The sequence below is a fragment of the Kitasatospora sp. NPDC038210 genome (genome assembly GCF_055600605.1).
In genome coordinates, this window is sequence record NZ_JBVJYK010000012.1 from 77,594 (window position 1) to 102,175 (window position 24,582).

The 24,582-nt window shown below is 73.7% G+C and carries 22 protein-coding genes; 16 read left to right on the top strand and 6 right to left on the bottom strand.

The genetic code is table 11. The features are described from left to right. Window positions 1-41 precede the first annotated feature (41 nt). Complete coding sequence (locus tag ACZ7KX_RS24060; protein WP_470328258.1) at window positions 42-1,646, bottom strand: MFS transporter; 1,605 nt, start codon at window positions 1,644-1,646, stop codon at window positions 42-44. A 216-nt stretch (window positions 1,647-1,862) separates the two neighbouring features. Here ACZ7KX_RS24060 and ACZ7KX_RS24065 point away from each other — a divergent pair, with 216 nt between their 5' ends. The 9 genes from ACZ7KX_RS24065 to ACZ7KX_RS24105 all read left to right on the top strand — a co-directional run bounded on the left by ACZ7KX_RS24065 (window position 1,863) and on the right by ACZ7KX_RS24105 (window position 13,550). Further along, window positions 1,863-2,543, top strand: a complete 681-nt coding sequence (locus tag ACZ7KX_RS24065; RefSeq protein WP_470328259.1) for a TetR family transcriptional regulator — start codon at window positions 1,863-1,865, stop codon at window positions 2,541-2,543. An 84-nt stretch (window positions 2,544-2,627) separates the two neighbouring features. Next, window positions 2,628-3,941 carry a sensor histidine kinase gene (locus ACZ7KX_RS24070; protein WP_470328260.1) on the top strand — a complete coding sequence of 438 codons (1,314 nt, stop codon included), beginning with the start codon at window positions 2,628-2,630 and terminating at the stop codon, window positions 3,939-3,941. Continuing rightward, entirely contained in the window at window positions 3,938-4,627 is a 690-nt protein-coding gene (locus ACZ7KX_RS24075; RefSeq protein WP_470328261.1) for a response regulator, read from the top strand. Before ACZ7KX_RS24070 ends, ACZ7KX_RS24075 begins: the two co-directional genes overlap by 4 nt. A 125-nt stretch (window positions 4,628-4,752) precedes the next feature. Next, window positions 4,753-5,874, top strand: coding sequence for an alpha/beta hydrolase (locus tag ACZ7KX_RS24080; RefSeq protein ID WP_470328262.1), 1,122 nt, complete (start codon window positions 4,753-4,755; stop codon window positions 5,872-5,874). 26 nt (window positions 5,875-5,900) lie between these two features. After that, entirely contained in the window at window positions 5,901-7,130 is a 1,230-nt protein-coding gene (locus ACZ7KX_RS24085) for an acyltransferase family protein (RefSeq protein ID WP_470328263.1), read from the top strand. A gap of 198 nt (window positions 7,131-7,328) precedes the next feature. Beyond that, window positions 7,329-9,263, top strand: a complete 1,935-nt coding sequence (locus ACZ7KX_RS24090; RefSeq protein ID WP_470328264.1) for a galactose oxidase-like domain-containing protein — start codon at window positions 7,329-7,331, stop codon at window positions 9,261-9,263. A gap of 27 nt (window positions 9,264-9,290) precedes the next feature. Beyond that, window positions 9,291-11,717 carry a Dyp-type peroxidase gene (locus ACZ7KX_RS24095; protein ID WP_470328265.1) on the top strand — a complete coding sequence of 809 codons (2,427 nt, stop codon included), beginning with the start codon at window positions 9,291-9,293 and terminating at the stop codon, window positions 11,715-11,717. Window positions 11,718-11,799: 82 nt separating this feature from the next. Beyond that, window positions 11,800-12,135 carry an MmcQ/YjbR family DNA-binding protein gene (locus ACZ7KX_RS24100; RefSeq protein WP_470328266.1) on the top strand — a complete coding sequence of 112 codons (336 nt, stop codon included), beginning with the start codon at window positions 11,800-11,802 and terminating at the stop codon, window positions 12,133-12,135. 200 nt (window positions 12,136-12,335) lie between these two features. Then, a complete protein-coding gene (locus tag ACZ7KX_RS24105) occupies window positions 12,336-13,550 on the top strand; it encodes an alpha/beta hydrolase (RefSeq protein ID WP_350523973.1) in 1,215 nt (404 codons plus the stop codon). Window positions 13,551-13,628: 78 nt separating this feature from the next. On the opposite strand, the gene ACZ7KX_RS24110 is transcribed toward ACZ7KX_RS24105, so the two are convergent. Beyond that, window positions 13,629-14,618, bottom strand: a complete 990-nt coding sequence (locus tag ACZ7KX_RS24110; protein ID WP_470328267.1) for a helix-turn-helix transcriptional regulator — start codon at window positions 14,616-14,618, stop codon at window positions 13,629-13,631. 101 nt (window positions 14,619-14,719) lie between these two features. Between ACZ7KX_RS24110 and ACZ7KX_RS24115 the strand changes: the two genes are divergently transcribed. Next, complete coding sequence (locus ACZ7KX_RS24115; RefSeq protein WP_470328268.1) at window positions 14,720-15,298, top strand: TIGR03086 family metal-binding protein; 579 nt, start codon at window positions 14,720-14,722, stop codon at window positions 15,296-15,298. 132 nt (window positions 15,299-15,430) lie between these two features. On the opposite strand, the gene ACZ7KX_RS24120 is transcribed toward ACZ7KX_RS24115, so the two are convergent. Continuing rightward, entirely contained in the window at window positions 15,431-16,444 is a 1,014-nt protein-coding gene (locus tag ACZ7KX_RS24120; protein ID WP_470328269.1) for an aldo/keto reductase, read from the bottom strand. Further along, window positions 16,441-16,947, bottom strand: a complete 507-nt coding sequence (locus tag ACZ7KX_RS24125) for a MerR family transcriptional regulator (protein WP_470328270.1) — start codon at window positions 16,945-16,947, stop codon at window positions 16,441-16,443. Before ACZ7KX_RS24125 ends, ACZ7KX_RS24120 begins: the two co-directional genes overlap by 4 nt. A 158-nt stretch (window positions 16,948-17,105) precedes the next feature. Here ACZ7KX_RS24125 and ACZ7KX_RS24130 point away from each other — a divergent pair, with 158 nt between their 5' ends. Continuing rightward, window positions 17,106-17,936, top strand: coding sequence for a serine hydrolase domain-containing protein (locus ACZ7KX_RS24130; RefSeq protein WP_470328271.1), 831 nt, complete (start codon window positions 17,106-17,108; stop codon window positions 17,934-17,936). Between the two features lie 39 nt (window positions 17,937-17,975). On the opposite strand, the gene ACZ7KX_RS24135 is transcribed toward ACZ7KX_RS24130, so the two are convergent. Continuing rightward, window positions 17,976-18,752: a pirin family protein gene (locus tag ACZ7KX_RS24135; RefSeq protein ID WP_470328272.1), complete on the bottom strand. Its 777-nt coding sequence runs from the start codon at window positions 18,750-18,752 to the stop codon at window positions 17,976-17,978. Between the two features lie 207 nt (window positions 18,753-18,959). Here ACZ7KX_RS24135 and ACZ7KX_RS24140 point away from each other — a divergent pair, with 207 nt between their 5' ends. The 5 genes from ACZ7KX_RS24140 (at window position 18,960) to fabF (ending at window position 23,997) form a co-directional block, all read left to right on the top strand. Further along, entirely contained in the window at window positions 18,960-20,156 is a 1,197-nt protein-coding gene (locus ACZ7KX_RS24140) for a PucR family transcriptional regulator (RefSeq protein ID WP_350523991.1), read from the top strand. 91 nt (window positions 20,157-20,247) lie between these two features. Beyond that, the gene (locus ACZ7KX_RS24145; RefSeq protein ID WP_470328273.1) at window positions 20,248-21,198 is read left to right on the top strand and encodes an ACP S-malonyltransferase; all 951 of its coding nucleotides are present in this window, start codon (window positions 20,248-20,250) and stop codon (window positions 21,196-21,198) included. Beyond that, window positions 21,195-22,226 (top strand): beta-ketoacyl-ACP synthase III, encoded by a 1,032-nt coding sequence (locus tag ACZ7KX_RS24150; RefSeq protein ID WP_350523965.1) that lies wholly within the window; start codon window positions 21,195-21,197, stop codon window positions 22,224-22,226. Before ACZ7KX_RS24145 ends, ACZ7KX_RS24150 begins: the two co-directional genes overlap by 4 nt. A 79-nt stretch (window positions 22,227-22,305) precedes the next feature. Continuing rightward, window positions 22,306-22,548 carry an acyl carrier protein gene (locus tag ACZ7KX_RS24155; RefSeq protein WP_189918130.1) on the top strand — a complete coding sequence of 81 codons (243 nt, stop codon included), beginning with the start codon at window positions 22,306-22,308 and terminating at the stop codon, window positions 22,546-22,548. Window positions 22,549-22,731: 183 nt separating this feature from the next. Beyond that, on the top strand, window positions 22,732-23,997 hold the full coding sequence (fabF, locus tag ACZ7KX_RS24160) for a beta-ketoacyl-ACP synthase II (protein WP_470328274.1): 1,266 nt from the start codon (window positions 22,732-22,734) through the stop codon (window positions 23,995-23,997). 63 nt (window positions 23,998-24,060) lie between these two features. Here the strand turns inward: fabF and ACZ7KX_RS24165 are convergent, their stop codons facing one another. Then, a complete protein-coding gene (locus ACZ7KX_RS24165) occupies window positions 24,061-24,555 on the bottom strand; it encodes a DUF3145 domain-containing protein (protein WP_470328275.1) in 495 nt (164 codons plus the stop codon). Between the last annotated feature and the right edge of the window lie 27 nt (window positions 24,556-24,582).

The following is a 24,582-nucleotide window of genomic DNA, read 5'->3' on the forward strand; positions in this document are numbered from 1 at the left end:
CGGACTCCGCCGAGTCCGGGGCCGTGGTGCACGGGCGCGCGTCAGATGTGCACGGCGGGGCCCGCGTCGGTGGCGCCGCGGCGGGTGAGCAGGCCGAGCACGGCGGCGCCGAAGGCCACCACGGCGGCGACCGCGAAGGCGAGCGACATGCCGCTGACGAAGGACTCGTGGACGGCGCCGGCCATCGCGTCCACCACCTGCTGCGGGGTGCCGGGTGGGGCCGGCGGGGCGATGCCCAGCTGGGCGGCCTGCTTGAGCCCCTCCGCCTGCGGGCCCTCGACCGGCGGCAGGCCGGCCCCGGCCCACTTGCCGGGCAGCACGTCGCCGACCTTGGCGGCCATCAGCGCGCCCAGCACCGCGGTGCCGAGGCTGCCGCCGACCTGCATCGCGGCCTGTTGGAGGCCGCCGGCCACGCCGGACAGCTCCAGCGGGGCGTTGCCGACGATCACCTCGGTGGCGCCGACCATGACCGGGCTGATGCCGAGGCCCATCAGGACGAACCAGAGCGACATCACGCCGTTGCCGGAGCCGGCGTCCAGGGTGGACATGCCGAACATCGCGGTGGTGGTGATCAGCATGCCCGCCACGATCGGGATCCGCGGGCCGAGCTTGCCGATCGCGATGCCGGCCACCGGCGAGCCGACGATCATCATGCCGGTCATCGGCAGCAGGTGGACGCCGGCCTCGACCGGCTTCATGCCGTGTACGTTCTGCAGGTAGAAGGTCACGAAGAAGATCGCGCCGAAGAACGCGAAGGCCATCAGCACCATCAGCAGGACGCCCGCCGACAGCGGCACCGAGCGGAACAGGCCGAGCGGGATCAGCGGTTCGCGCGCCTTGCCCTGCCAGAGCGCGAAGAGCACCATCAGCAGCACCGCGCCGCCCAGGAACAGCAGCGTCCGGGCGTCGCCCCAGCCCCACTCGGGGGCCTTGATGATGCCGAAGACCAGCGCGAACATCCCCGCGGACAGCAGCACGATGCCGGGGACGTCGAAGGACTTGGCGGCGTTCTCGGCCCGCACGTCCTGGAGGATCCACAGGCCGAGCGCCAGGGCGATCAGGCCGACCGGGATGTTGATGAAGAACACCGACTCCCAGCTGACGTGCTCGACGAGCAGGCCGCCGACGATCGGGCCGGCCGCGGTGGAGGCGCCGATCACGCCGCCCCAGATGCCGATGGCCATGTTGAGCCTCTCGGCGGGGAAGGCGCCGCGCAGCAGGCCGAGCGCCGCCGGCTGGAGCAGCGCGCCGAACAGGCCCTGGAGCACCCGGAAGGCGATCACGGTCCGGATGTTGCCCGCGAAGCCGATCGCGGCGGAGGTGGCGGCGAAGCCGACCGCGCCGACCAGGAAGGTGGACTTGTGGCCGAAGCGGTCGCCGATCTTGCCGGCGGTGATCAGGAAGACCGCCAGGGCGAGCAGGTAGCCGCTGGTGACCCACTGGATCTCGGAGGGCGCCGCGTTCAGCTTCTCCTGGATCACCGGGTTGGCGATGGCGACGATCGTGCCGTCCAGCGCGACCATCATGACGCCGACCGCGACGGTCAGCAGGGTCAGCCAGGGGTGCCCCTTGAGGCCGCCCCCGGACGGTGGCGTCGGCGGCGGCGCGGCGTCCGCCTCGGAGTTCTTGACGACGGACTGGCTCATCTGGGCCCTCCGGGGGCGTGGCTCGGTCGGAACGTGGTCGTGGCGCCCCGGCCCACCCGTCCCCACAGGTGCCCCGGCCCGACGGGCGCCACTCGCCGCAGATTATGTCAGCTGCTGACATTCGGCAAACAGTGACTTCTGGCCATTACTGCCATTTGTCAGAACGCTAAGGTTGTCCTCCCACCCGCCACACCAGCGCCCCGGAAGGCCCCCGCCATGGCCGCTCACGCCCCCCGCACCACCGGCACCCCGGAGGACCTCGGTCGGACACCCGGGCTGCGCGAGCGCAAGAAGCAGCAGACCCGGTACGCCCTGGTCCAGGCGGCCCACATGCTCTTCCTCAGCCAGGGCTTCGCCCGCACGACCGTCGACGAGATCGCCTCCGCCGTCGACGTCTCCCAGCGCACCTTCTTCCGCTACTTCGCCAACAAGGACGAGGTCGCGCTCGCCGTCATGGCCGAGGCCGAGGACTACTTCATCGAGTGCCTGCGCCACCGCCCCGCCGAGGAGTCCCCGCTGGAAGCCCTGCGCGCCTCGATCGTCAAGGCCTGGCGCGACCTCGGGAACGCCGAGACCTCCGGCCCCGGTTCGATCACCAGCGCCCTCGAACTCATGCGGATGATCGAGGACGCGCCCACCCTGCTCGCCGCCCACCTGCGCCGGGTCACCGAACAGGAACGGATCGTCGTGCAGGTGCTCGCCGAACGCGAAGGCCTGGACCCGCGCGAGGACCTGCGCCCCACCGTGCTCGCCGCCGTCTTCGGCAGCGTGCTGCGCGCCGCCCACCTGTCCTGGACGGCCGACCGCGAACCCGACGGCCCCGAGGGCATGATCGCCCTGATCGAGCGCCACTTCGACCAGCTCGGCCCCGCCCTGGCCGGCCGCTGGCGCACCTGAACGCCCGTGTCATACCCGGGTACCACCCCGGATCCCACCCCCGGGTCGGACGCCGGGCGCCGGGCGCGCCCCTAGTCTGACCGGATGATCGACTCGTCCCCCCGGTCCGGCCCCGTCGGCGTGGCGCGGGCCCTGCTCGGCACGCTCGTCCGACCGTCCGCCGACCACGCCCCGCTGCTGGCCCACTCCTCCCGGCCGTGGCTCCGCCACCTCCCGTACGTCCTCGCGGTGGCCGCGATCGCCTCACTGCTGCCCAGCGGGATCAACGTGATGGCCAACGACTACGGGATCGACGGAGGGCTCGCGGCCGCCCTCGCCGTGGCTCAGACCGCGCCGCTGCTGCTCGCGGTGAGCCGGCCGCTGGCCGCCTGGTGGATGATCGGCAGCACCGACCTGCTGGCCGCCGTCCTGGTGCTGACCACCGGGAGCGGGACCGGCGGCCCCTGGCCGTGGATCCCCACCGCCCTGGTCGGCTACCTCTTCCTGATGGTCCCGCTGTCCCTCCGCGAGCCGAGGCGCACCCTGGTCGCGGTCTGGCTGGTCACCGCGGGTGCCGGGTTCGCCCTGTCGCTCGCCGGAGCGGGCTCCCGCTACACCGGGGACAACGCCCTCCTCGCAACCGCCCTGACCGGCGCCGTCCTGGTGCTCGGCGGAGCCCTGCGGGAACGCGCCGAGGCCCGCCGGCTGCTCACCGAGCAGGAACACATCAGCGAGGTCGAGCGCGAACGACGCACCCTGCTGGAGGAACGCGCCCGGATCGCCCGGGAGTTGCACGACGTGGTGGCCCACCACATGTCGGTCATCGCGGTCCAGGCCGCCAGCGCCCCGTACCGGATCTCCGACGTTCCGGCCGGGGCCGCCGAGGAGTTCACCGCGATCGCCGGCACCGCCCGCGAGTCGCTCGCCGAGATGCGCCGGCTGCTCGGCGTCCTGCGCAGCGAGGACTCCGGCGGGGAGAAGGCCCCGCAGCCCGGGGTCGGCCAACTCGCCCAGCTGGTCGAGACGGTGGGACGGGCCGGGGTCGCGGCCGAACTGGCGGTGGCCGACGGCCTGGAGGAGGCGGTGCCGCAGGCCGTCGGCCTCTCCGCGTACCGGATCGTCCAGGAGGCGCTGGCCAACGTGGTGCGGCACGCCCCCGGCGCGCGGACCTGGGTGTCGCTCTCCTCGGACGGCCCCGAGCTGCTGGTGACGGTGGTCAACGGGCCGCCGCCGGAGCGCACCGAGTCGCTGGAGGCCTCGGTCGAGGGCACCGGGCAGGGCCTGGTCGGAATGCGCGAACGCGTCCGGCTCGTCGATGGCAGGCTGGACACCGGCCCGCTGCCGGACGGCGGCTTCAAGGTGGCCGCCGTCCTGCCCCTCGGCACCTCCGACAACACCCCCCGGGAGCCCACCGCATGACCATCCGCGTGATCATCGTCGACGACCAGGCCATGGTGCGCGCGGGCTTCGCCGCCCTGCTGAACGCCCAGAGCGACATCGACGTGGTGGGCGACGCGGCGGACGGCGCCCAGGCCCTGGAGGTCGCCGGCCACACCCACCCGGACGTGGTGCTGATGGACGTCCGGATGCCCGTGATGGACGGCCTGGAGGCCGCCCGACGGCTGCTCGACCCCGCCACCGGTCCACGGGAAGGCGGGGGCGCGCACCGGCCCAAGGTGCTGATGCTGACCACCTTCGACGTGGACGACTACGTCTACGAGGCGCTGCGCGCCGGGGCCAGCGGCTTCCTGCTCAAGGACGCCCCGCCGGCCGACCTGATCGCCGCGGTCCGGGTGGTCGCGGCCGGCGAGGCGCTGCTCGCCCCCTCGGTGACCCGCCGGCTGATCGAGGACTTCGCCCGCACCCGCCCCGCCAGGCGCCACGACCCCAAGGTGCGGCTCAACGGCCTGACCCCGCGCGAGACCGAGGTGCTGGAGCTGATCGCCCGCGGCCTCTCCAACCAGGAGATAGCCGCGAAGCTGGTGCTCGCCGAACAGACCGTCAAGACCCACATCGGGCGCATCCTCGCCAAGCTCGACCTGCGCGACCGCGCCCAGGCGGTGGTACTGGCCTACGAGTCCGGCCTGGTGACCCCCGGCCAGTAGGGGGGACATCCCCCTGATACCCGGGTAGCACCCGGGAGTTGGCCCCGCGGTGTGACGCCCGCGGGGCCGTCGCGTTCCTACCTTCCTCTTCGTCGCAAGCCGAACGAACGAGGGGGAGAAGGACCATGCGCGGATTCCGGATCAGGCGGGCACTGGCCGCCGCGGTGGCGCTGGCGGCGGTGCTCGGCGCCGGCGGCTGGGCCGCCGACACCCAGACCCCCGTCACCGGCCCGCCGCCCGGCAGCGCCGCCTGGACGGCCGACACCTCGCTCGGCCTGCGCCTGCCCGACCCGGCCACCACCGCCCCGGACGGGGTCGCCGCGTTCTTCGCCGCACTGGCACCGGCCGCACAGGACGCGCTGGCCGTCCGGCACCCGCTGGTGGTCGGCAACCTGGACGGCGCCCCGGTCGCCCTCCGCTACCGCGCCAACGCCCTGGCCCTCGCCGCCGAACGCACCCGGGAACTCGCCCGCGCCGCCGACCCGGCCCGCACCCCGCAGGACCACGAGGCCGCCCGCACCCGCGCCGAGCGCTACCGCACCCTGCTGGACGGCGGACGGCAGATCCTCGCCTTCGACCCGCGCGGCCGCGGCCAGGTCGCCGAGGTGTACGGCGACCTCGCCGCCGCCCGCCGCACCGCCGTGATCGTCCCCGGCTCCGACATCGACCTGCTCGACTTCGACCGCGCCGCCGATCCGTACGGAACCCCCGCCGGCATGGCCCGCGCCCTGTACGAGGCCACCGACCGGCAGACCGCCGTGATCGCCTGGACCGGCTACACCACCCCGGTCGGCCTCGGCCCCGACGCCGCCACCGAGGACCTCGCCCGGGCCGGCGCCACCCGCCTCACCCGGCTGCTCGACGGACTCGCCGTCAGCACCCGCCCCCAGGCCCCGGCCACCGTGTTCTGCCACAGCTACGGCTCGGTGGTCTGCGGCCTGGCCCGCCCCACCCCCGCCCGGGCCTCCGGCGTGGTGGTGCTCGGCTCCCCCGGCATGGGCGTCGACTCGGCCGCCGGCCTCGACCCGCGCGTCCCGCTGTGGGCCACCGCCCGCAACGGCTCCGACTGGATCGGCGACGTGCCCAACGTCCGGCTGCTCGGCCTCGGCCACGGCGCCGACCCGACCGCCCCCGGCTTCGGCGCCCGCCCGCTGCCCGCCACCGGATCCCACGGCCACACCGGCTACTTCGCCCCCGGCACCGCCTCGCTCGCCGCCTACGCCGCCGTCGCCCTCGGCCGCGCCTGACCGCCCGCACCGGAAGGAGCACCACCATGGCCCACCCCCTCACCGCCCTGCGCCGCGCCGCCCGACAGGTCGACGCCCGGACCCCCGCCACCCGCGACCGCGCCCTGGACGGCCTGCGCGCCCTCGCCCTGCTCGCCGTACCGGTCGGGCACTGGATGCTCGGCGGCCTCACCCGCTCCCCCGACGGCGCCCTGCACAACGCCAGCCCGCTCTCCTCGCTCGGCTTCTTCGCCCCGATCAGCTGGGGGCTCCAGATGCTCGGGGTGTTCTTCCTGGTCGGCGGCCACTCCTCGGTCCGCTCGCTGGAACGGGCCCGCGCCCGCGGCGAGTCCTACGGCGGCTGGCTGCGCGCCCGGACCGTACGGCTGCTGCGCCCGGTGCTCGGGGTCGCGGCGGTCTGGGCGCTGCTGGTCCCGCTGCTGCCCGCGCTCGGCGTCCCCGCCGACACCCTGCGCACCGGCGCGACGCTGGTGGTGCAGCCGCTCTGGTACATCGCCGTCTACCTGGGACTGACCGCGCTCACCCCGCTCTGCGCGGCCGCCGGACGCCGGCTGGGCGGCTGGTCGGCGGGCCTGCTGGTGGCCTCGGTCGCCGCCGTCGACCTGCTGCGGTACGGGCCGTGGGCGCAGGCCGTGCCGTCCTGGGTCGCGCTGCTGAACATCCTGCCGGGCTGGCTGTTCGGCTACCAGCTCGGCGTGCTCTGGGCGCAGGGCCGGCTCGGGCGGCCGACCGCCCGGGTGCTGCTGATCGGCGGCGGCGCGCTGTTCGCCACCCTGCTGCTGGTGTTCCACTACCCGGCCAGCATGGTCGGCGTGCCCGGGGCCGAGCGCACCAACTCGCACCCGCCGTCCCTGCTGGTGCTCGCCCTGGCGGCGGTCCAGTGCGGCGCCGCGGTGCTGCTGCGGGAGCGGCTGGGCCGGGTGCTGACCCGCCGTCCGCTGCTGTGGCTGCCGGTGGTCGTCGTCAACCTGTCGGCGATGACGATCTTCTGCTGGCACCAGAGCGCGATGCTCGCGGCGGCGGTGCCCGGCGCGGCCGTGCTGGGCAGCGTCCCGGGACTGACCACCGCGCCGGACTCGCTCGGCTGGGTGGCCGCCCGGCTGGCCCTCCTCCCGCTGTTCGCGGGCGTCCTGGTGGCGATCGGGTGGTTCACCCGGCGGTTCGACGGGCCGTGGACGTCCTTCTCCCGCGCCGGGAAGGCGGCGGCCGGCGCCGCCGCGGCCCTCTTCGCGGCCTACGCGCTGGGTGTGGTGTGACCCGCGCCTGGCGGGCGACGGCCCCCGCCGGACGGCGTCACCGGGGGGATGCACCCGCATGCGAACTACCACGCACTGTGATCTCCTGTGACCGTCGGCGACCATCGCAGGACCGCGCCCGCCCACGGCCCGTCCGTCCGCATTCGCCACCCCTCCCCCTCCCCCCGGCACACCCAACTCCCGAGGAGTCCCATGTCCTTGTCCCCACCACGCCCGCGGCCACGGCGCGGGGCCCGCCGCCGACTGGCGGGCACCGCCGTGGTCCTCGCGGTGACCGCCGGCACCCTGCTGAGCACCGTCGCCCCGGCCCTCGCCCACGGCGGACCGGCCGCCCCCGGGGCCGACGACCTCACCCCGCACGTCGACTCCCCCCGGGTGATGGCCGAACTGCGCGAGGACGAGGTCGCGGCGCTCGGCCAGGAGCACGCCGAGGAGCACGCCCGGATGCGCGCCGCCATCCGCGGCATCGGCGACTACCCGCAGACCACCCGCACCAACCGGTACAACGCGCTGACCGCCTCCCAGGCCGATCGCAACAAGGCGTTCGACCCGGCGACCTTCGGCGCCTTCAACCAGTACTTCGACTCCCCCGACTTCGGCGACCACGTCGCGCTGCTGCCGACCGGAAAGGTGCTGCTGTTCTCCTTCGAACGGATCGAGACCAACCCGGAGAAGGAACCGGCACCCACCCAGACCACCGGCAAGGAGAACGCCGGCCGGGCCTTCCTCTGGGACCCGAAGAAGAACTACGGTCCGGACGCGTTCAAGCAGGTCAACCCGCCGGTCGTCGACATGCCGGACGGCCTCGGCGAGAAGCGCCCGGCGCCCTTCTTCTGCTCCGGCCACTCCTTCCTGCCCAACGGCATGCTCGGCGTCTTTGGCGGCAACCTCGGCGGCAACGGCGGGACGGGCGCCAAGCTCTCGCTGATCTTCGACCCGTGGACGGAGACCTGGACCCGCAACCCCGACATGTCGGTGGGCCGCTGGTACCCCTCGGTGGTGACCGGCGCCGACGGCCGCCAGCTGATCATGTCCGGCCAGTCCGAACTCGGTTACGGCACCCCGACCCCGGTGGTCGAGCGGTTCCCCGCCAAACCCTTCGCGGTGCCGGTGAAGAAGACCGACCTCCCCACGAACACCCCGGTGGACCGGTTCAAGGTCGACGCCCCGTTCACCACCGACTACCCGCACCTGTTCTCGCTCAACGACGGCAACGTCTACGGCTTCGGCCGCCAGGCCGCCGAGCAGTGGAAGTTCGACCCGGTCGCCGAGTCCCGCACCGACCTGGCCGCCCGCCCGGACGGCCGCAAGCGCAACTACGGCTCCGCCGTGCTGCTCCCCAACGGCGCCAACGGCCCGGACTCCGCGCTGGTCCTCGGCGGCGACCGGGACAACCCGAGCACCCTGCGCTTCTCCAACGGCACCTGGACGGCCGAGAAGTCCCGCGCCTTCGGCCGCACCCAGGACGACACCGTCCTGCTGCCCACCGGCCGGCTGATGACCGTCAACGGCGCCTACGACATCCGCGACTACGGCAACGGCCCGTACAACCCCAACGCGGACCTCAAGTACCGCCAGATCGAGCTGCGCGACGACCAGGGCAACTGGCAGCTCGGCCCGGTCCAGCGCCTGCCGCGCGGCTACCACTCCAACGCGGTCGTGCTGCCGGACGGGCGCGTCCTGGTCACCGGCGACGAGCTCCAGCAGCTGGCCAACAACACGGACGTCAACCGCACGGTGAGCGGCATCCCCGGCACCGCCGGCCCGGTCACCATGAACGGCACCATCGAGATCTACGAGCCCGCCTACCTGCACCAGGGCGGCAGCCGGCCCGACCTGGACGACGCGCCGACCGTGCCGATCGGCTTCGACAAGAAGTTCACCGTCTCCAGCTCGACCTCGGACCAGGTGGTCAGGGCCGTCCTGCTCGCGCCGACCACGTCCACCCACTCGGTGAACACCAGCCAGCGCTACCTCGACCTGCGGATCACCAGCCAGGCCGGCAACCGGATCCAGCTGCAGGCCCCGCCGGACGCCAAGGCCGCGCCGCCCGGCTGGTACATGATCTTCCTCCTCGACGGCAAGGGCGTGCCCAGCGAGGCGAAGTGGATCCAGCTCAGCCCCTCCGCCTGACCCCACCCCCACCGAAAGGAACCCCCGATGGCAACGGACCTGAGTCTGCGCGAGAGCGACGAGATCCAGGGCGACATCCTCGCCGGCTTCAAGAAGGACAACGTCAGCGTCCTCTTCCTCAAGTTCGAGGACGCGGCACGGGCCCGCGACTGGCTCCGCAAGCTGACCCCGCAGATCTCCACCACACGTGAGGTCGCCAGGTTCAACGAGGCGTTCAGCGAGGCCAGAGCCGCGTCCGGCGGCGACGACCCCAAGTCGCTGACCGCCACCTGGCTCGGCATCAGCTTCACCTATGAGGGCCTGCAGATGCTCTCCACCACCGACCCGCTCCCGACGCTCCCGCAGGGCGACACCGGCCTGAAGGCGTTCAAGGAGGGCGCGGCCAAACGGGCCGGCGGGCTCGGCGACACCGGCGACAACTCCCCGGAGAACTGGCTCTTCGGCAACGGCAGGACCCAGTCGGTCCACGCCGTCCTGAAGATCTCCGCGGACACCGAGAAGGACCTGCAGACGGCCGTCGAGGCCCAGCGGATCGCCGCCGCCGAGTCCCGCGTCCTGGTCGTCTACCAGCAGAACGCGAAGACCCTCCTGGGCAGCCGCCGCGGCAAGGAGCACTTCGGGTTCAAGGACGGCATCAGCGAGCCCGGCGTCAAGGGCTTCGACCGGCCCAGCCCGACCGATCCGGAGCAGGTGGACGGCCACCCCGGCACCCGGATCATCCCGGCCGGCGAGTTCGTCTGCGGCCTGGACAACGACCAGTTCAGCTTCCCCAAGGACCAGTACCCGGCCTGGACGCTCAACGGCTCGTTCCAGGTGGTCCGCCGCCTCGCCCAGGACGTCCCCGGCTGGTGGTCGCAGGTCGCGGTCAAGCTGGGTGAGCTCCGGAAGGCCAAGGCCGTCCCGGACCACGCCACCACCGAGTGGCTGGCCGCCCGGATGGTCGGCCGCTGGCGCTCCGGCGCCCCGGTCTGCCACTTCCAGGACCGGGACGTCCCGAACAACCCGACCGCCGCCAACGACAACGCCTTCGACTTCTCGGACGACCCGGAGGGCCTGGTCACCCCGCTCTGGTCGCACCTGCGCAAGACCGAGCCGCGCGCCGGCCTGCAGGAGAGCCCGGACAAGCCCCCGTTCCCCGCCAAGGACCTCAACGGCCGGCGGATCATCCGCCGCGGCACTCCGTACGGAGAACCGTTCGACCCGGCCTCCGAGGGCCCGGGCGGCCCGGACGACCCGCGCGGGCTGCTGTTCGTCTGCTACCAGGCGGACCTCAAGCGGCAGTTCGAGTTCATCCAGGCCAGCTGGATGGACCGGGCGAACTTCCCGCCCAACCGCGACTCCCAGGACACCACCCCGCCCGGGCACGCGAACCCCAGGCCCGTACCCGGCCGGGACCCGGTCACCCAGAACTGCACCGACCCGGACACCGGACAGGTCACCCCCCTCGACTACGAGAGCCGGGACACCAGCGGTCTGATCCAGCACACCCCGCTGGACTTCGCGCAGTTCGTCCAGACCACCGGCTCGGTGTACGCCTTCATGCCCTCGATGAGCATCCTGCGGGGGCTCTGCGAGGGCCGGCTCGCCCCGGTCGGCGGACAGACTTCGGGCGGGCAGGGCTCGGGCGGCCAGGGCTCGGGCGGGCAGGGCACCACCACGCAGTCGGGTGGCGGCGGTTGGCCGCAGCCCGAGCCGCAGCCGGTGAAGGCGTACCCGTGCGACGAGTTCGTCGGCGTCCCGGACCAGTTCCGCCGGGCCGGCCAGAGCCAGTACTGGGCGTTCCACGGCGACCGCTGCCGGCTGATCTCGGTGGCCGACGGCTCCGCCCACACCGACCGCAAGGTCGAGGACGACACCTGGCTGACCGGCTGGTCCTGTCTGCAGGGCGTCGGCCGGGTCGACTGCTTCCTGCCCGTGCCCGACCAGCAGGACCCGGCCGGCAAGAGCTGGTACTGGGTCTTCCACAGCACCGCCGGCCGCCAGCAGTACCGGCTGGTCTCCGTCACCTGCGGCGGCGGCCGGTACACCACGGCGCTCGAACGCTCCGACCGCGACCTCACCTACTGGGGCTCGCTCAGCGGTGTCGGCCAGGTGGACTGCTGGCTGCCCGTTCCGGACCAGCAGCGGGTCGGCGGCAAGAGCTGGTACTGGTGCTTCCACACCACGGCCGGCCGCCAGCAGTACCGGCTGATCTCGATCGCGGACGGCTCCTCGCACAACGACGTGCGCGAGCGCACCGACCGCGAGCTCTCCCAGTGGAGTTCGCTCAGCGGCCTGAACCGGGTGGACTGCTTCCTGCCCGTGCCGGACTGCCAGCGGGTCGGCGGCAGCAGCGAGTACTGGGTGTTCAGCGGCCAGAACTACCGGCGGATCTCGGTCGCCGACGGCAGCGGCCACCCGGACCGGCTGGTCTCCGCCGACCGCTCCTGCGACGCCTGGGCCTCGCTCGCCTGAGACCGGTCCCCTCGACGCGCCCCCGCCGCGCCACCGCGCGCGCCGGGGGCGCGTTGTCACTGCCCTGCTCTAACCTGCCGCCATGGTGACGTTCGACGAGTTCCGCGCGATGGCCCTGGCCCTGCCGGGGGCCGCCCAGGAGCCGACCTGGGACATCGAGACGCTGCGGGTCCGCAGCCGGATCTTCGCGATGGGCGCGCCCGACGGGGACCGCGTCACCGTCAAGGCCTCGCCCGAGGACCAGGCCGAACTGCTCGCCGCCGAACCCGAGGTGTTCTCCTCCGCCCCCTACGTCGGACGGCACGGCTGGGTGAGCGTCCGGCTGGACCTGGTGGACCGGGACGAGCTGCGCGACCTGGTCACCGAGGCCTGGCGGCGGACGGCCCCGAAGCGGCTGGTACGGGAGTTCGACGCCTGAGCGCACGGCCGTTCGGGCCCGGCCCGAACCACTGGGAGACGCCGCGAGGACACCCCCGGTTCATGTGATCCATCCCACAGTTTAGGCGCGCCCGCCGCCCCTTCGAGCCCCCTAGGCTTGCGCAGGGAAGTCAGCAGTCCTTATCGCACCCTCCGGGCACCGCCCGAGAAACGGTGACGGGCCCCAAGGGAGTTGGTGCGGTGCGCAACCGTCGACGCTGGAAGCGGGTACTGATCGGAGCGTTCGCGGGTTGCGCCGTGCTCGCCGACGCCGGCGCCTCGGCCGCCGCGGCCGCGGTCTCCTCCGAGCAGCTGGCGATCTCCACGCCCCCGGCCGGCAGCGCCGCCTGGATCCAGGACCACTCCTTCGGCCACGCCCTGCCCGACCCGGCCACCACCAGCCCGGCCGCCGCCGCGGAGTTCTTCGCCTCGCTCGCGCCCACCGAGCTGGACCGGCTGATCCAGCAGTACCCGCTGGTCGTCGGCAACTACGACGGCGCCCCGCTGGACCTGCGCTACCGCGCCAACCGGATCGCCCTGGCCGTCGAACGCGACAACGCCCGGACCCGCGCCGCGGACCGCAAGCTCGACTCCGACACCCGCGCGCTGGCCGTCTCCCGCGCCAACGACGTCGAGCACCTGCTCGCCCCCGGCCGGCAGATCCTGGCCTTCGACCCGCGCGGCCGCGGCCTGGTCACCGAGGTGTGGGGCGACCTCGCCGACGCCGAGCGGATCTCCGTCCTCGTCCCCGGATCGGACGCCGACCTCGGCCACTTCGACCAGACCGCCGAGCCGCTGCGCTCCCCGGCCGGCATGGCCCGCGCCCTGCACGCCGAGGAGCAGCGCCAGGCCCCGGGCACCCGGACCGCCGTGATCTCCTGGACCGGCTACGTCACCCCCTCCGGCCTCGGCCCGGACGCGGCCACCTCCCGGCTCGCCGACGTCGCCGCACCCCGGCTGGAGCGACTGCTCGCCGGGCTCAAGGAGACCACCCGGCCGGACGCGCCCCCGTCGCTGCTCTGCCACTCGTACGGCTCGGTGGTGTGCGGCACCGCCGCCCCGAAGGTCCTCCGCGCGGCCGCCTCGCCGTCCGACACCTCGGGCATCACCGACATGATGGTGTTCGGCTCCCCCGGCATGGGCGTGCAGAGCGCCGCCGACCTGGGCACCGGCGTGCACGTCTGGGCCGCCCGCAACCCCAGCGACTGGATCGGCAACGTCCCGTTCCTGGAGGTCGGCAAGCTCGGCCACGGCGCCGACCCGACCGGCAGCGGCTTCGGTGCCGAGCAGATCTCCTCGGCCCGCGCGGTCGGCCACAACGGCTACTTCACCGACGGCACCGACAGCCTGCACAACTTCGCGGCGATCTCGCTCGGCCACTACCGGGACGTGGTCCGGACCGAGCCCAACTCCTAGTCGCAGCCCGCCGTGGCCGGTCCCGGTCACCATCGGCCCCGGTCACGACGACGGGGCCGGCGACGGCGTCCGACCCGGCTACGACGACTGGTCCTGGTAAAGCCGCAGGGCGTCCGCCGCCGCCCGGGCCAGCTCGCGCCGGGCGGCCGGCGGGGCCAGCACCTCGACGTCCGCGCCGAAGGCCAGCAGCGACCGGACCGCCGCCGGGGCCGGGAAGGCCATCGCCACCTCCACCCACTCCTCGGCCGCCCCGGCGCCCGCCTCCGGCGGCTGCACGGTGACCCGGCCGCCGTGGATGCGCAGGAAGAGGTCCAGCCGCCCGCGACGCACCCGCACCCGCACCGGCAGCTCCTTGGGGAGCCGCTCCACCTGCTCGCGGAGCACCGCCCACACCTCGCCGAGCGCGACCCCGGCCCGACGCCGCACCGCCTCCTCGGCGGTCTCGGCGGTCAGCACCCGGTCGGCCCGGAACAGCCGCGGCTCGCCGTGCAGATCGGCCACCAGGTACCAGACCGAGGCCTTGCTCACCAGCCCGTACGGGTCGACGGTGTACTCGACCGGCGCGGGCGTGCCGCTGTGCCGGTAGCGCAGCCGCAGCCGGCGGTCGGCGAAGACCGCGTACTGCAGCTCGCCCAGGTCCGGGCCGGACGCGGCGGCGGACGCGGCGCCCTGCATCCAGCGGGCCGGGTCGACCAGGATCCGCTCGCTGATCCGCTCGGCGGCCGGGCGGTGCGGGGCCGGCAGCGCCGCCATCACCTTGCGCAGCGCCGAGCCGAGCGCGCCGTCCAGCCCGAGGTCGCTGTGCGCACCCTGGGCGGAGAGCACGAACAGCGCCCTGGCCTCGTCCGCGGTCAGGCCGGTGACGTCGGTGCGGTAGCCGGGCAGCAGGCCGATGCCGCCGTGCCGCCCGCGCTCGGTGAACACGGGCACGCCGGCGGCGGAGAGCGACTCCACGTCGCGGTAGACGGTGCGGACGGACACCTCCAGCCGCTCGGCGAGTTCGGTGGCGGACACCCTGCCGCGGGTCTGGAGCAGGAGGAGGATGGAGAGCAGGCGGTCGGCCTTCATACGACAAGAATCCCAGTAATCCTGACGGCAGTTGTCAGGTTTTACTGGGAGATTGCGTTCCGAGCCCGAAAGACCGACCCACAACGGGGAGTTGACCGCACGTGAACGCCGTCCAGGACGCCCGCCCGCAGTACCTGCTCGCCCTCGCCCAGCTGGAGAAGCTGTTCGCCGCCGTCACCCCGGCGGACCTCGACCGGCCCACCCCCTGCAGCGAGTTCACGCTGCGCCGACTGCTGAACCACGTCGTCGGCGGCATCCACCGCTTCGCGTACATGGGTGAGGGCGGCCGCGCCGAGGACATCGTGCCCGCCATCGAGGACCCGTCGGACGAGGGCTGGCCGGCCGCGCTCGCACGGGCGGCCGGCCGCGCCACCGCCGCCTGGGCGGACGACGCCAAGCTGGGCCGCCCGACCTTCGCACCCTGGGGCGAGGTGCCCGGCGGGATGGTGGTCGGCGGCTACGTGATGGAGGCGGTGACCCACAGCTGGGACATCGCCACGGCCCTGGACAACGGCTTCGTGCTGAACGAGGGGCTCGCGCACACCGCGCTGGCCGTCGCCGAGATGGTGCTGCCGCCCGAGAGCCGGGTCGAGGGCGTCCCGTTCGCCGAGGTGCAGCCGGTCGCCGGGGACGCCGACATCCACGCCCGGCTGGCGGCCTGGATGGGCCGCACGGCCTGAACCGCGTGCCGGAGCGGGCCCGGGGAGCCACCGACTCCCCGGGCCCGCCCGGCTGTTCCGTCCCGGGCCGCGCCGCCCGCACGGAGCGACGAGGACCGCGCCGGACCGCACGGACTCGCCGGCCGCTCCGGACTACTCCCGGCCGACCGAGGTGAAGCCCATGTCCGCGTAGCGGTCCCCCGCCACCCGGCCGGCCACCGGCTCCAGCAGCGCCAGCTCCTCCGCGTCCAGCAGCAGCGTCGCCGCAGCGGCGTTCTCGGCGAGGCGGCTGCGCTTGCGGGTGCCCGGGATCGGCACCACGGTCAGCCCGTGCACCTCCGCCCGCTGGTGCACCCAGGCCAGCGCGACCTGGGCCAGGGTCACCCCGCGCGCCGTCGCGACCTCCCGCAGCGGCGCGAGCAGCTCGCCGTTGGCCGCCGCGTTGTCGCCGGTGAACCGCGGCTGGGTGCGGCGCACGTCGTCCGCCGCGAGCTGCTCGGCGGCCTGGAACGAGCCGGTCAGGAAGCCGCGTCCGAGCGGCGAGTACGGCACGAAGGCGACGCCCAGCTCGGCCGCGGCCGGCACAACCGTGCGCTCGACGTCACGGGCGAACACCGACCACTCGGACTGCACCGCCGCGATCGGGTGGACCGCGTGGGCCTCGCGCAGCTCGGCGCCGGTCACCTCGGACAGGCCCAGGTGGCGCACCTTGCCGGCCTCGACCAGCTCGGCCATGGCGCCGACCGAGTCGGCCAGCGGCACGGCCGGGTCACGGCGGTGCATGTAGTAGAGGTCGATCTCGTCCACGCCGAGGCGGCGCAGCGAGGCGTCCACGGCGGCCCGGATGTACGCGGGGTCGTTGCTGATGCCGCGGTAGCCCGGGTCCTCCTCCTTGCGCAGCAGGGCGAACTTGGTGGCGAGCACCACCTTGTCCCGGTTGGCCCGGACGAAGGGGCCGATGAACTCCTCGTTGCGGCCGTAGCCGTAGCCGTCGGCGGTGTCGAACAGGGTGACCCCGGCCTCCAGCGCGGCGGCCAGGGTGGCCAGCGCCTCGTCGGAGTCGGTGGGGCCGTAGAACTCGCTCATGCCCATGCAGCCGAGGCCCTGGACGCCCACCAGCGGGCCGTCGGTGCCGAGTTCGGCGGTGGGAAGGACGGGGTGAGTCATGCGCTCTGCTCTTCCTCTACACGGTTGTACTGGCATCGGACCGGGGCGCCGGCGGTGTCGACGGCCTTCCCGGCATAGAGATCGATCTTGTAGTCGAGGACGGCGAGGGTGGCCTGGAGGTCGGCGATCCTCTGCCGGACCTCCTCGCGCTGGGCCTCCAGCAGGCGGCGCCGCCCCTCGTAGGTCCGCTCGCCCTCGCGGGCCATGTCCACGTACTTGAGCATGTCCGCGATGGACATGCCGGTCAGGCGCAGCCGGCCCAGGAAGGCCAGCCGGTACAGGTCGGCGTCGCAGTAGCGGCGCTGTCCGCCGACCGCGCGGTCGACCGGGTCCAGCAGGCCGATCCGCTCGTACCAGCGCAGGGTGTGGGCGGTCAGGCCGCTCGCCGCGGCGACCTCGCTGATGGTGTGCCGAGGCGTGCGGTCCGGCTCCCCGCCCGGGGCCCGGTTGAACACTTCGGAGCAGCTGCGCAGGTCGATCTCGACGCGTGCGGGTGTGGCCATCGAACGTTTCCCCCTGTCCTGTGCGACGGGAAAGACGCTACCGAGTTGGAGTGCACTCCAAGCAAGCCGAACGGGCCCGGCAGCCTGGTGCGCGCACCACCCGGCTGGGACCGGGGTGCCCCGCCGCCCCGCGCCGGCCCCGACTACAGTCGGGACCCATGGAGAGCTTGCGCGTGATCGAGAACTGGCCGGTGCCCCACGCCGCGGCAGCGGTGGTCCGGGGGGCGGACGGCGCGGTGCTGGGGGCGCACGGGCCGCAGCAGCACCTCTTCCCGCTGGCCTCGGTGACCAAGCTGCTCACCTCCTACGCGGCGCTGGTCGCGGTCGAGGAGGGCGTGTTCGAGCTGGACGACCCGGCCGGGCCGCCCGGTGCGACCGTCCGCCACCTGCTCGCGCACACCTCCGGCCTGGGCTTCGACGAGGACCGGGTGTTCGCCGAGCCCGGCAACCGCCGGCTCTACTCCAACGCGGGCTTCGACGCGCTGGCGCGGACGCTGTCCGAGGCCGCCGGGATCGAGTTCTCCCGCTACGTCGCCGAGGCGGTCTTCGAGCCGCTGGGCATGACCGACACGCTGATCAACACCGCGCACAAGTCCCCGGCCGGCGCCGGCGGCCTGTCCACCGTCGCCGACCTCGCCCGGTTCGCCGCCGAGCTGCAGGCGCCCAAGCTGCTGGACCCGTCCACTGTCCTGCGGGCCACCCGCGAGGTCGCCTTCCCGGGCACCAGCGGCGTGCTGCCCGGCTACGGCCACCGCCGCCCGAACGACTGGGGCCTCGGCTTCGAGATCCGCGACGGCAAGAGCCCGCACTGGACCGGCACGGCCAACTCGCCCGCCACCTTCGGCCACTTCGGCCAGTCCGGCACCTTCCTGTGGGTCGACCCGCAGGCGGGTGCGGCCTGCGTCGCGCTCACCGACCGGGACTTCGGTCCGTGGGCGGTCGAGGCCTGGCCGGCCTTCTCCGACGCGGTCCTGGCCGAGCTCCGCTAGGCCCCGCCGCTCGCGGCCCCGGGGCCCAGGTTCCGGGGCTCAGCCGTACGAGACCGGCGAGTGCATCTCCCACAGCAGGAGTTCCGCGCCGGTCCCGCCCGCCGTCGGGGCGGCGAAGGCGTCGCCGGTGATCCGCACGCTGTCGCCCGGGGCCATCGAGCGGCCGCCGCCCTTGGGCCCCGGGACGGTCCGGTAGCCCAGCGCCCCGGCCGTCAGGTGGGCGTACCGCCACGGGGCGGCGGGCAGTTCCGGCAGCGGCTGCCACGGCCCGGCGCTCACCAGCCACAGCGCGGCGTCGCTGCGGCGCAGCCGCAGGGCCTGCGTCCCGGCGTCGCGCTCCAGGCCGGAGGCGAGCAGTGTCAACCCGCCGTCCGCCGGTTCCACCTTGCGCAGCCCGTACGCGGGCGCCGCGTCGAACTCGTCCGGCTGGAGCCACATCTGGACGAAGCGGACCGGGCCGGTGGCGCCGCCGACGTTGCGCTCGGTGTGGGTGACGCCGGAGCCGGCGCTGAGGTGCTGGACCATCCCGGGCCGGACCACCCCGCCGTGGCCGTGGGAGTCCCGGTGGGCGAGCGCGCCCTCCAGCACCCAGGTGAGGATCTCGGTGTCCCGGTGCTTGTGCTCCTCGAATCCGGCGCCGGGGGCGAGGAGTTCCTCGTTGCACGCGAGCAGCGCGCCGAAGTGCGTGTTCTTCGGGTCGTAGTGGCCGGAGAAGGAGAACGCGTGGCGGGTCTCGACGCCCTCGGCCGGAGCGGAGCGGTAGCGCTCGGCGGTGCGGCGCAGGTCGGCACGGGGGCGGTCAGCGGCTTCGGTCACGGCCCCCACCGTAACGGGTGTGACCCTTGCCACCGCGCCGCTGCGCCGGGGGGTGTGCACGAGCAGTCACTCACGTGAGGCAGTCTTGTCCTTGTGCCAGCCGCATCCGCGAACTCCAAGAGCGAACCCAGTCCCGTCGTCGAACCCACCGGGAAGAGCCCGGCTCCCCGGACCGCCCGCGACCGCCCCGGCCGCCCCGCGCCGCGCCTGACGGCCCAGGAGCGCAGAAACGCCGCCGAACGGGCCGAGCGCCGGGCCGCGACGCTCAAGCGGCTGGAGAAGTCCTCGGGCAAGCTGGCCACCGCCGCGATCGCGCGGATGGACGACGAGCTCGGCTGGTACCGGCGGATGCCGCCGGAGCACCGGTCCTGGATCGGCCTGGTCGCCCAGGCCGGCATCGCCGCCTTCACCGAGTGGTACCGCCACCCCGAGGCGGCCCGGGCGATCTCCACCGACGTCTTCGGCACCGCCCCGCGCGAGCTGACCAGGGCGATCACCCTGCGCCAGACCGTCGAGCTGATCCGCACCACGATCGAGGTGATGGAGGAGGCCATCGAGGAGGTGGCCGCGCCCGGCGACGAGGCGGACATGCGCGAGTCGGTGCTGGTCTACGCCCGGGAGATCGCCTTCGCCACCGCCCAGGTGTACGCCCAGGCGGCCGAGGCGCGCGGCGCCTGGGACGCCCGGCTGGAGGCCCTGGTGGTCAACTCCCTGCTGTCCGGGGACGCCGACGAGGGCGTGCTCTCCCGCGCCGCGGCGCTCGGCTGGGGGCAGCCCAGCCAGGTCCGGGTGGTGATGGGCAGCGCGCCGGACGGCGACAGCGAGCTGGTGGTGGAGGCGATCCGCCGGGCCGCCCGGTACGCCAAGCTGAACGTGCTGACCGGGGTGCTGGGCAAGCGCCTGGTGGTCGTGGTCGGCGGCGAGAAGGAGCCGGTGCACGCCGCGCGGGCGCTGATCGGCCAGTTCGCGCCGGGGCCGGTGGTGGTCGGCCCGACCGTGCCCGACCTGCTCTCCGCGACCCGTTCCGCGCACGCCGCCGCGGCCGGTCTGCGCGCCTGCGCGGCCTGGCCGGACGCCCCCCGCCCGGTGCTGGCGGACGACCTGCTGCCCGAGCGGGCGCTGGCCGGCGACCAGGCCGCCCGCCGCCAGCTGGTGGAGGAGATCTACACACCGCTGGACGAGGCGGGCTCGGCACTGCTGGAGACGCTGAGTGTCTACCTGGAACAGGCCTCTTCCCTGGAGGGGGCGGCCCGGATGCTCTTCGTCCACCCCAACACGGTGCGCTACCGGCTACGACGTGTGACCGACGTCACGGGGTACGCCCCCTCCGACGTACGTTCGGCGTTCACTCTGCGGATCGCACTGGCCCTCGGCCGGCTGACCGCCGCGGGGGAGCCCGGCTGAGCCGGAGTGTAGGGACCATACAATCCCGGATGGTTTTCTTCGTTACCGTCGCCTACCCGCCCCTGGGCGCCTGGCGAGAGAGGGTTGAACCGTGCTCGTAATCGTCGCCCCTGGACAGGGTGCCCAGACCCCCGGTTTCCTCAGCCCCTGGCTGGAGCTCGACGGTGTCGCCGACCGCCTCCGCGGCTGGTCGGAGGTCGCCGGGCTCGACCTGGTGCACGCCGGCACCGAGGCGTCCGCCGAGGAGATCAAGGACACCGCCGTCGCCCAGCCGCTGCTCGTCGCGGCAGGCCTGGTGACCGCCCGTGAGCTGTTCCCGGACGAGGACGCCGCCCGCAAGCTGGTCGGCGCCGTCGCCGGCCACAGCGTCGGCGAGATCACCGCCGCCGCCGGCGCCGGTGTGCTCAGCGCCCGTGACGCGCTGACCTTCGTGCGCGAACGCGGCCGGGCCATGGCCGCGGCCGCCGCCGTCACCGAGACCGGCATGACCGCCGTGCTCGGCGGCGATCCGGAGGTCGTCGCCGCGAAGCTCGCCGAGCACGGCCTGACCGCGGCCAACAACAACGGCGGCGGCCAGATCGTCGCCGCCGGCACGCTGGCCCAGCTGGAGGCGCTGAAGGCGGACCCGCCGGCCGGCGCCAAGCTGATCGCCCTGAAGGTGGCCGGCGCGTTCCACACCGAGCACATGGCCCCGGGCGTCGAGCGGCTGGCCGAGCTGGCGCCGACCCTGACCGCGGCCGACCCGCTGGTCCGCTACGTCTCCAACAAGGACGGCGCGGTCGTGGACTCCGGCGCCGGGGTGCTCGCCCGCCTGGTGTCGCAGGTCTCCAACCCGGTCCGCTGGGACCTCTGCATGGAGACCCTCGGGCAGCTGGGCGCGACGGCCGTGATCGAGCTGTCCCCCGCGGGCACGCTCACCGGCCTGCTCAAGCGCAACCTCAAGGGTGTGGCCACGCTCGCCCTCAAGACCCCCGCCGATCTGGACAAGGCCCGCGAGCTCGTCGCGGAGCACGGCGGTCAGGACCAGGAGATCCAGGCATGACGAAGCCGCAGATCCGTCCCGCCACGGGTGCGCAGTACTCGCGCATCCTCGGCGTCGGCGGCTACCGCCCGGTCCGGGTGATCCCCAACGCCGAGGTCCTGGAGTGGATCGACTCCTCGGACGAGTGGATCCGCACCCGCAGCGGGATCGCCGAGCGCCGCTGGGCCGGCCCGGACGAGTCCGTCGCCGAGATGTCGATCCAGGCCGCCGGCAAGGCCATCGCCCAGGCCGGGATCTCCCCCGACCGGATCGGCGGCGTGATCGTCGCGACCGTCTCGCACCTCAAGCAGACCCCCGCGATCGCCACCGAGATCGCCGAGCGGCTCGGCTGCGGCACCGCCCCGGCCTTCGACATCTCGGCCGCCTGCGCCGGCTTCGGCTACGGCCTGGGCCTGGCCGACGGCATGATCCGCGGCGGCAACGCCGAGTACGTCCTGGTCATCGGTGTCGAACGGCTCAGCGACCTGACCGACCAGTCGGACCGCTCGACCGCATTCATCTTCGGCGACGGCGCCGGCGCCGCGATCGTCGGCCCGTCCGACACGCCCGGCATCGGCAAGCTGATCTGGGGGTCGGACGGCTCGCAGGCCGACCTGATCGCCCAGACCGAGGCCTGGGACACCGCGTTCGCCAAGCCCGACGCCGTCAACGGCGCGGGCGAGGAGACCAAGTGGCCGGCCCTGCGGATGGACGGCCAGCCGGTCTTCCGCTGGGCGGTCTGGGAGATGGCCAAGGTCGCCCAGCAGGCGCTGGACGCCGCCGGGGTGACCGCCGACCAGCTCGGCGCGTTCATCCCGCACCAGGCCAACATGCGGATCACCGACGCCATGATCAAGGCCCTGAAGCTGCCGGAGTCGGTGCCGGTCGCCCGTGACATCGCGGAGACCGGCAACACCTCCGCGGCCTCCATCCCGCTCGCGATGGAGCGCATGCTGGAGACCGGCGAGGCCCACAGCGGCGACCTGGCGCTGATCATCGGTTTCGGGGCGGGTCTCGTGTACGCCGCGGCAGTCGTTACGCTCCCCTAGGCGCGTTTCGCCCACTGATCCACAAGCCTGTGTCCGACCGCCGGTCGGACACGATCAACACTGAAGAGGAGCAGCCAGTATGGCTACCAAGGACGAGGTCCTGGAAGGTCTCGCCGAGATCGTCAACGAGATCGCCGGTATCCCGACCGAGGATGTCGCGCTCGACAAGTCCTTCACCGATGACCTGGACGTCGACTCGCTGTCCATGGTCGAGGTCGTCGTGGCCGCCGAGGAGCGCTTCGACGTCAAGATCCCGGACGACGAGGTGAAGAACCTGAAGACCGTGGGCGACGCTGTGGACTACATCCTCACCAACGCCTGAGCGATCGACTCGTTCGACTCGGTCGGTCCGTCCGGCGTCCCGCACGCCTGCGACGGCTGACCTGTCGGCCCGGCTCACCGAGCCGGACCGACCCGCCGGCCGGGACGCCCCACCGGGGCGCCCGGCCGGGCCCATCCTCGGCTCCCGCCGACCCCCCGCACAACGTGAGAGAAGAAGAAACCAGTGACCGCTGAAAACCGCACCGTGGTCGTCACGGGTATCGGCGCCTTCACGCCGCTGGGCGCCGACGCCGCCAGCACCTGGGAGAACCTGGTCGCCGGTAAGTCCGGTGTGGCGGCCCTGACCGAGGAGTGGGCCGAGGAGCTGCCGGTGAAGATCGCCGCGCGCACCGCCGTCGAGCCCGGCGAGATCCTGCCCCGCCCGCTGGCCCGCAAGCTGGACCGTTCGGCCCAGTTCGCCGTGATCGCCGCCCGCGAGGCCTGGGCCGACGCCGGCTACGAGACCCCCGCCACCGACGAGTCCTCCAAGCTCGCCCCCGAGCGCCTCGGCACCGTCATCGCCTCCGGCATCGGCGGTGTCACCACCCTCCTCGACCAGTACGACGTGCTGAAGGAGAAGGGTGCCCGCAAGGTCTCCCCGCACACCGTCCCGATGCTGATGCCCAACTCCCCGGCGGCCAACGTCGGTCTGGAGGTCGGCGCCCGCGCGGGTGTGCACACCCCCGTCTCCGCCTGCGCCTCCGGCGCCGAGGCGATCGGCTACGCGATCGAGATGATCCGCACCGGCCGCGCCGACGTCGTGGTGGCCGGCGGCACCGAGGCGGCGATCCACCCGCTGCCGATCGCCGCGTTCGCCAGCATGATGGCGATGTCCAAGAACAACGACGACCCGCAGCACGCCTCCCGCCCGTACGACAAGGCCCGTGACGGCTTCGTGCTGGGCGAGGGTGCCGGCGTGGTCGTCCTGGAGTCCGTCGAGCACGCCGAGGCCCGGGGCGCCCGGATCTACTGCGAGGCCGTGGGCCAGGGCCTGTCCTCGGACGCCCACCACATCGCCCAGCCCGAGCCGACCGGGGCGGGCGTGGCCCGCGCACTGGCCGACCTGTTCGAGCGCAACGAGCTGGACAAGGCCGAGATCGTGCACGTCAACGCGCACGCCACCTCGACCCCGCAGGGCGACACCGCCGAGCTGAAGGCGCTCCGCAAGGAGCTCGGTGACGACCTCGACCACATCGCCGTCTCGGCCACCAAGTCGATGACCGGCCACCTGCTGGGCGGCGCCGGCGGTGTCGAGACCGTCGCCACCGTGCTGGCCCTGTACAACCGCCTCGCCCCGCCGACCATCAACGTCGACGAGCTGGACGACGAGGTGGACGCGGACATCGTGCGCGGCGAGGCCCGCAAGCTGCCCGAGGGCCGGATCGCGGCGCTGAACAACTCGTTCGGCTTCGGCGGCCACAACGTGGTGCTGGCCTTCCGCACCCGCTGACGCCCGCGACGAAGGGGCCGGCGCTCTCCACGAGCGCCGGCCCCTTCGTCGTGCCCTCCGGTCTCAGACCACCTGGTGCAGCCAGCGCACCGGCGCGCCCTCGCCCGCGTAGCGGAACGGCTCCAGCTCGTCGTCCCAGGGCTTGCCGAGCAGCCGGGCGATCTCGGCCTCCAGGTCGGCGCCCTCGCTGCGGGCGCGCAGCAGGACGGCGCGCAGCCGGTCCTCGGGGATGAGGATGTCGCCGTGGATGCCCGTGACGGCGTGGAAGATGCCGAGCGTGGGCGTGCTGCTGTACCGCTCCCCCTCCGCCGTGGCGCAGGGCTCACTGGTCACCTCGTACCGCATCAGCTGCCAGCCGCGCAGCGCGGAGGCGAGCTTCGAGGCCATGCCGGGCTCCCCCTGCCAGGATAGTTCGGCACGCCAATGCCCGGGTGCGGCCGGCTGGCGGATCCAGTCCAGGCCCACCCGCACACCGAGCACCCCCGCGACGGCCCACTCGACGTGCGGGCACAGCGCGCGGGGCGCGGAGTGGATGTAGAGAACTCCACGTGTCGTCACCGGGACCTCCAGGCTGTGGACGAGGGT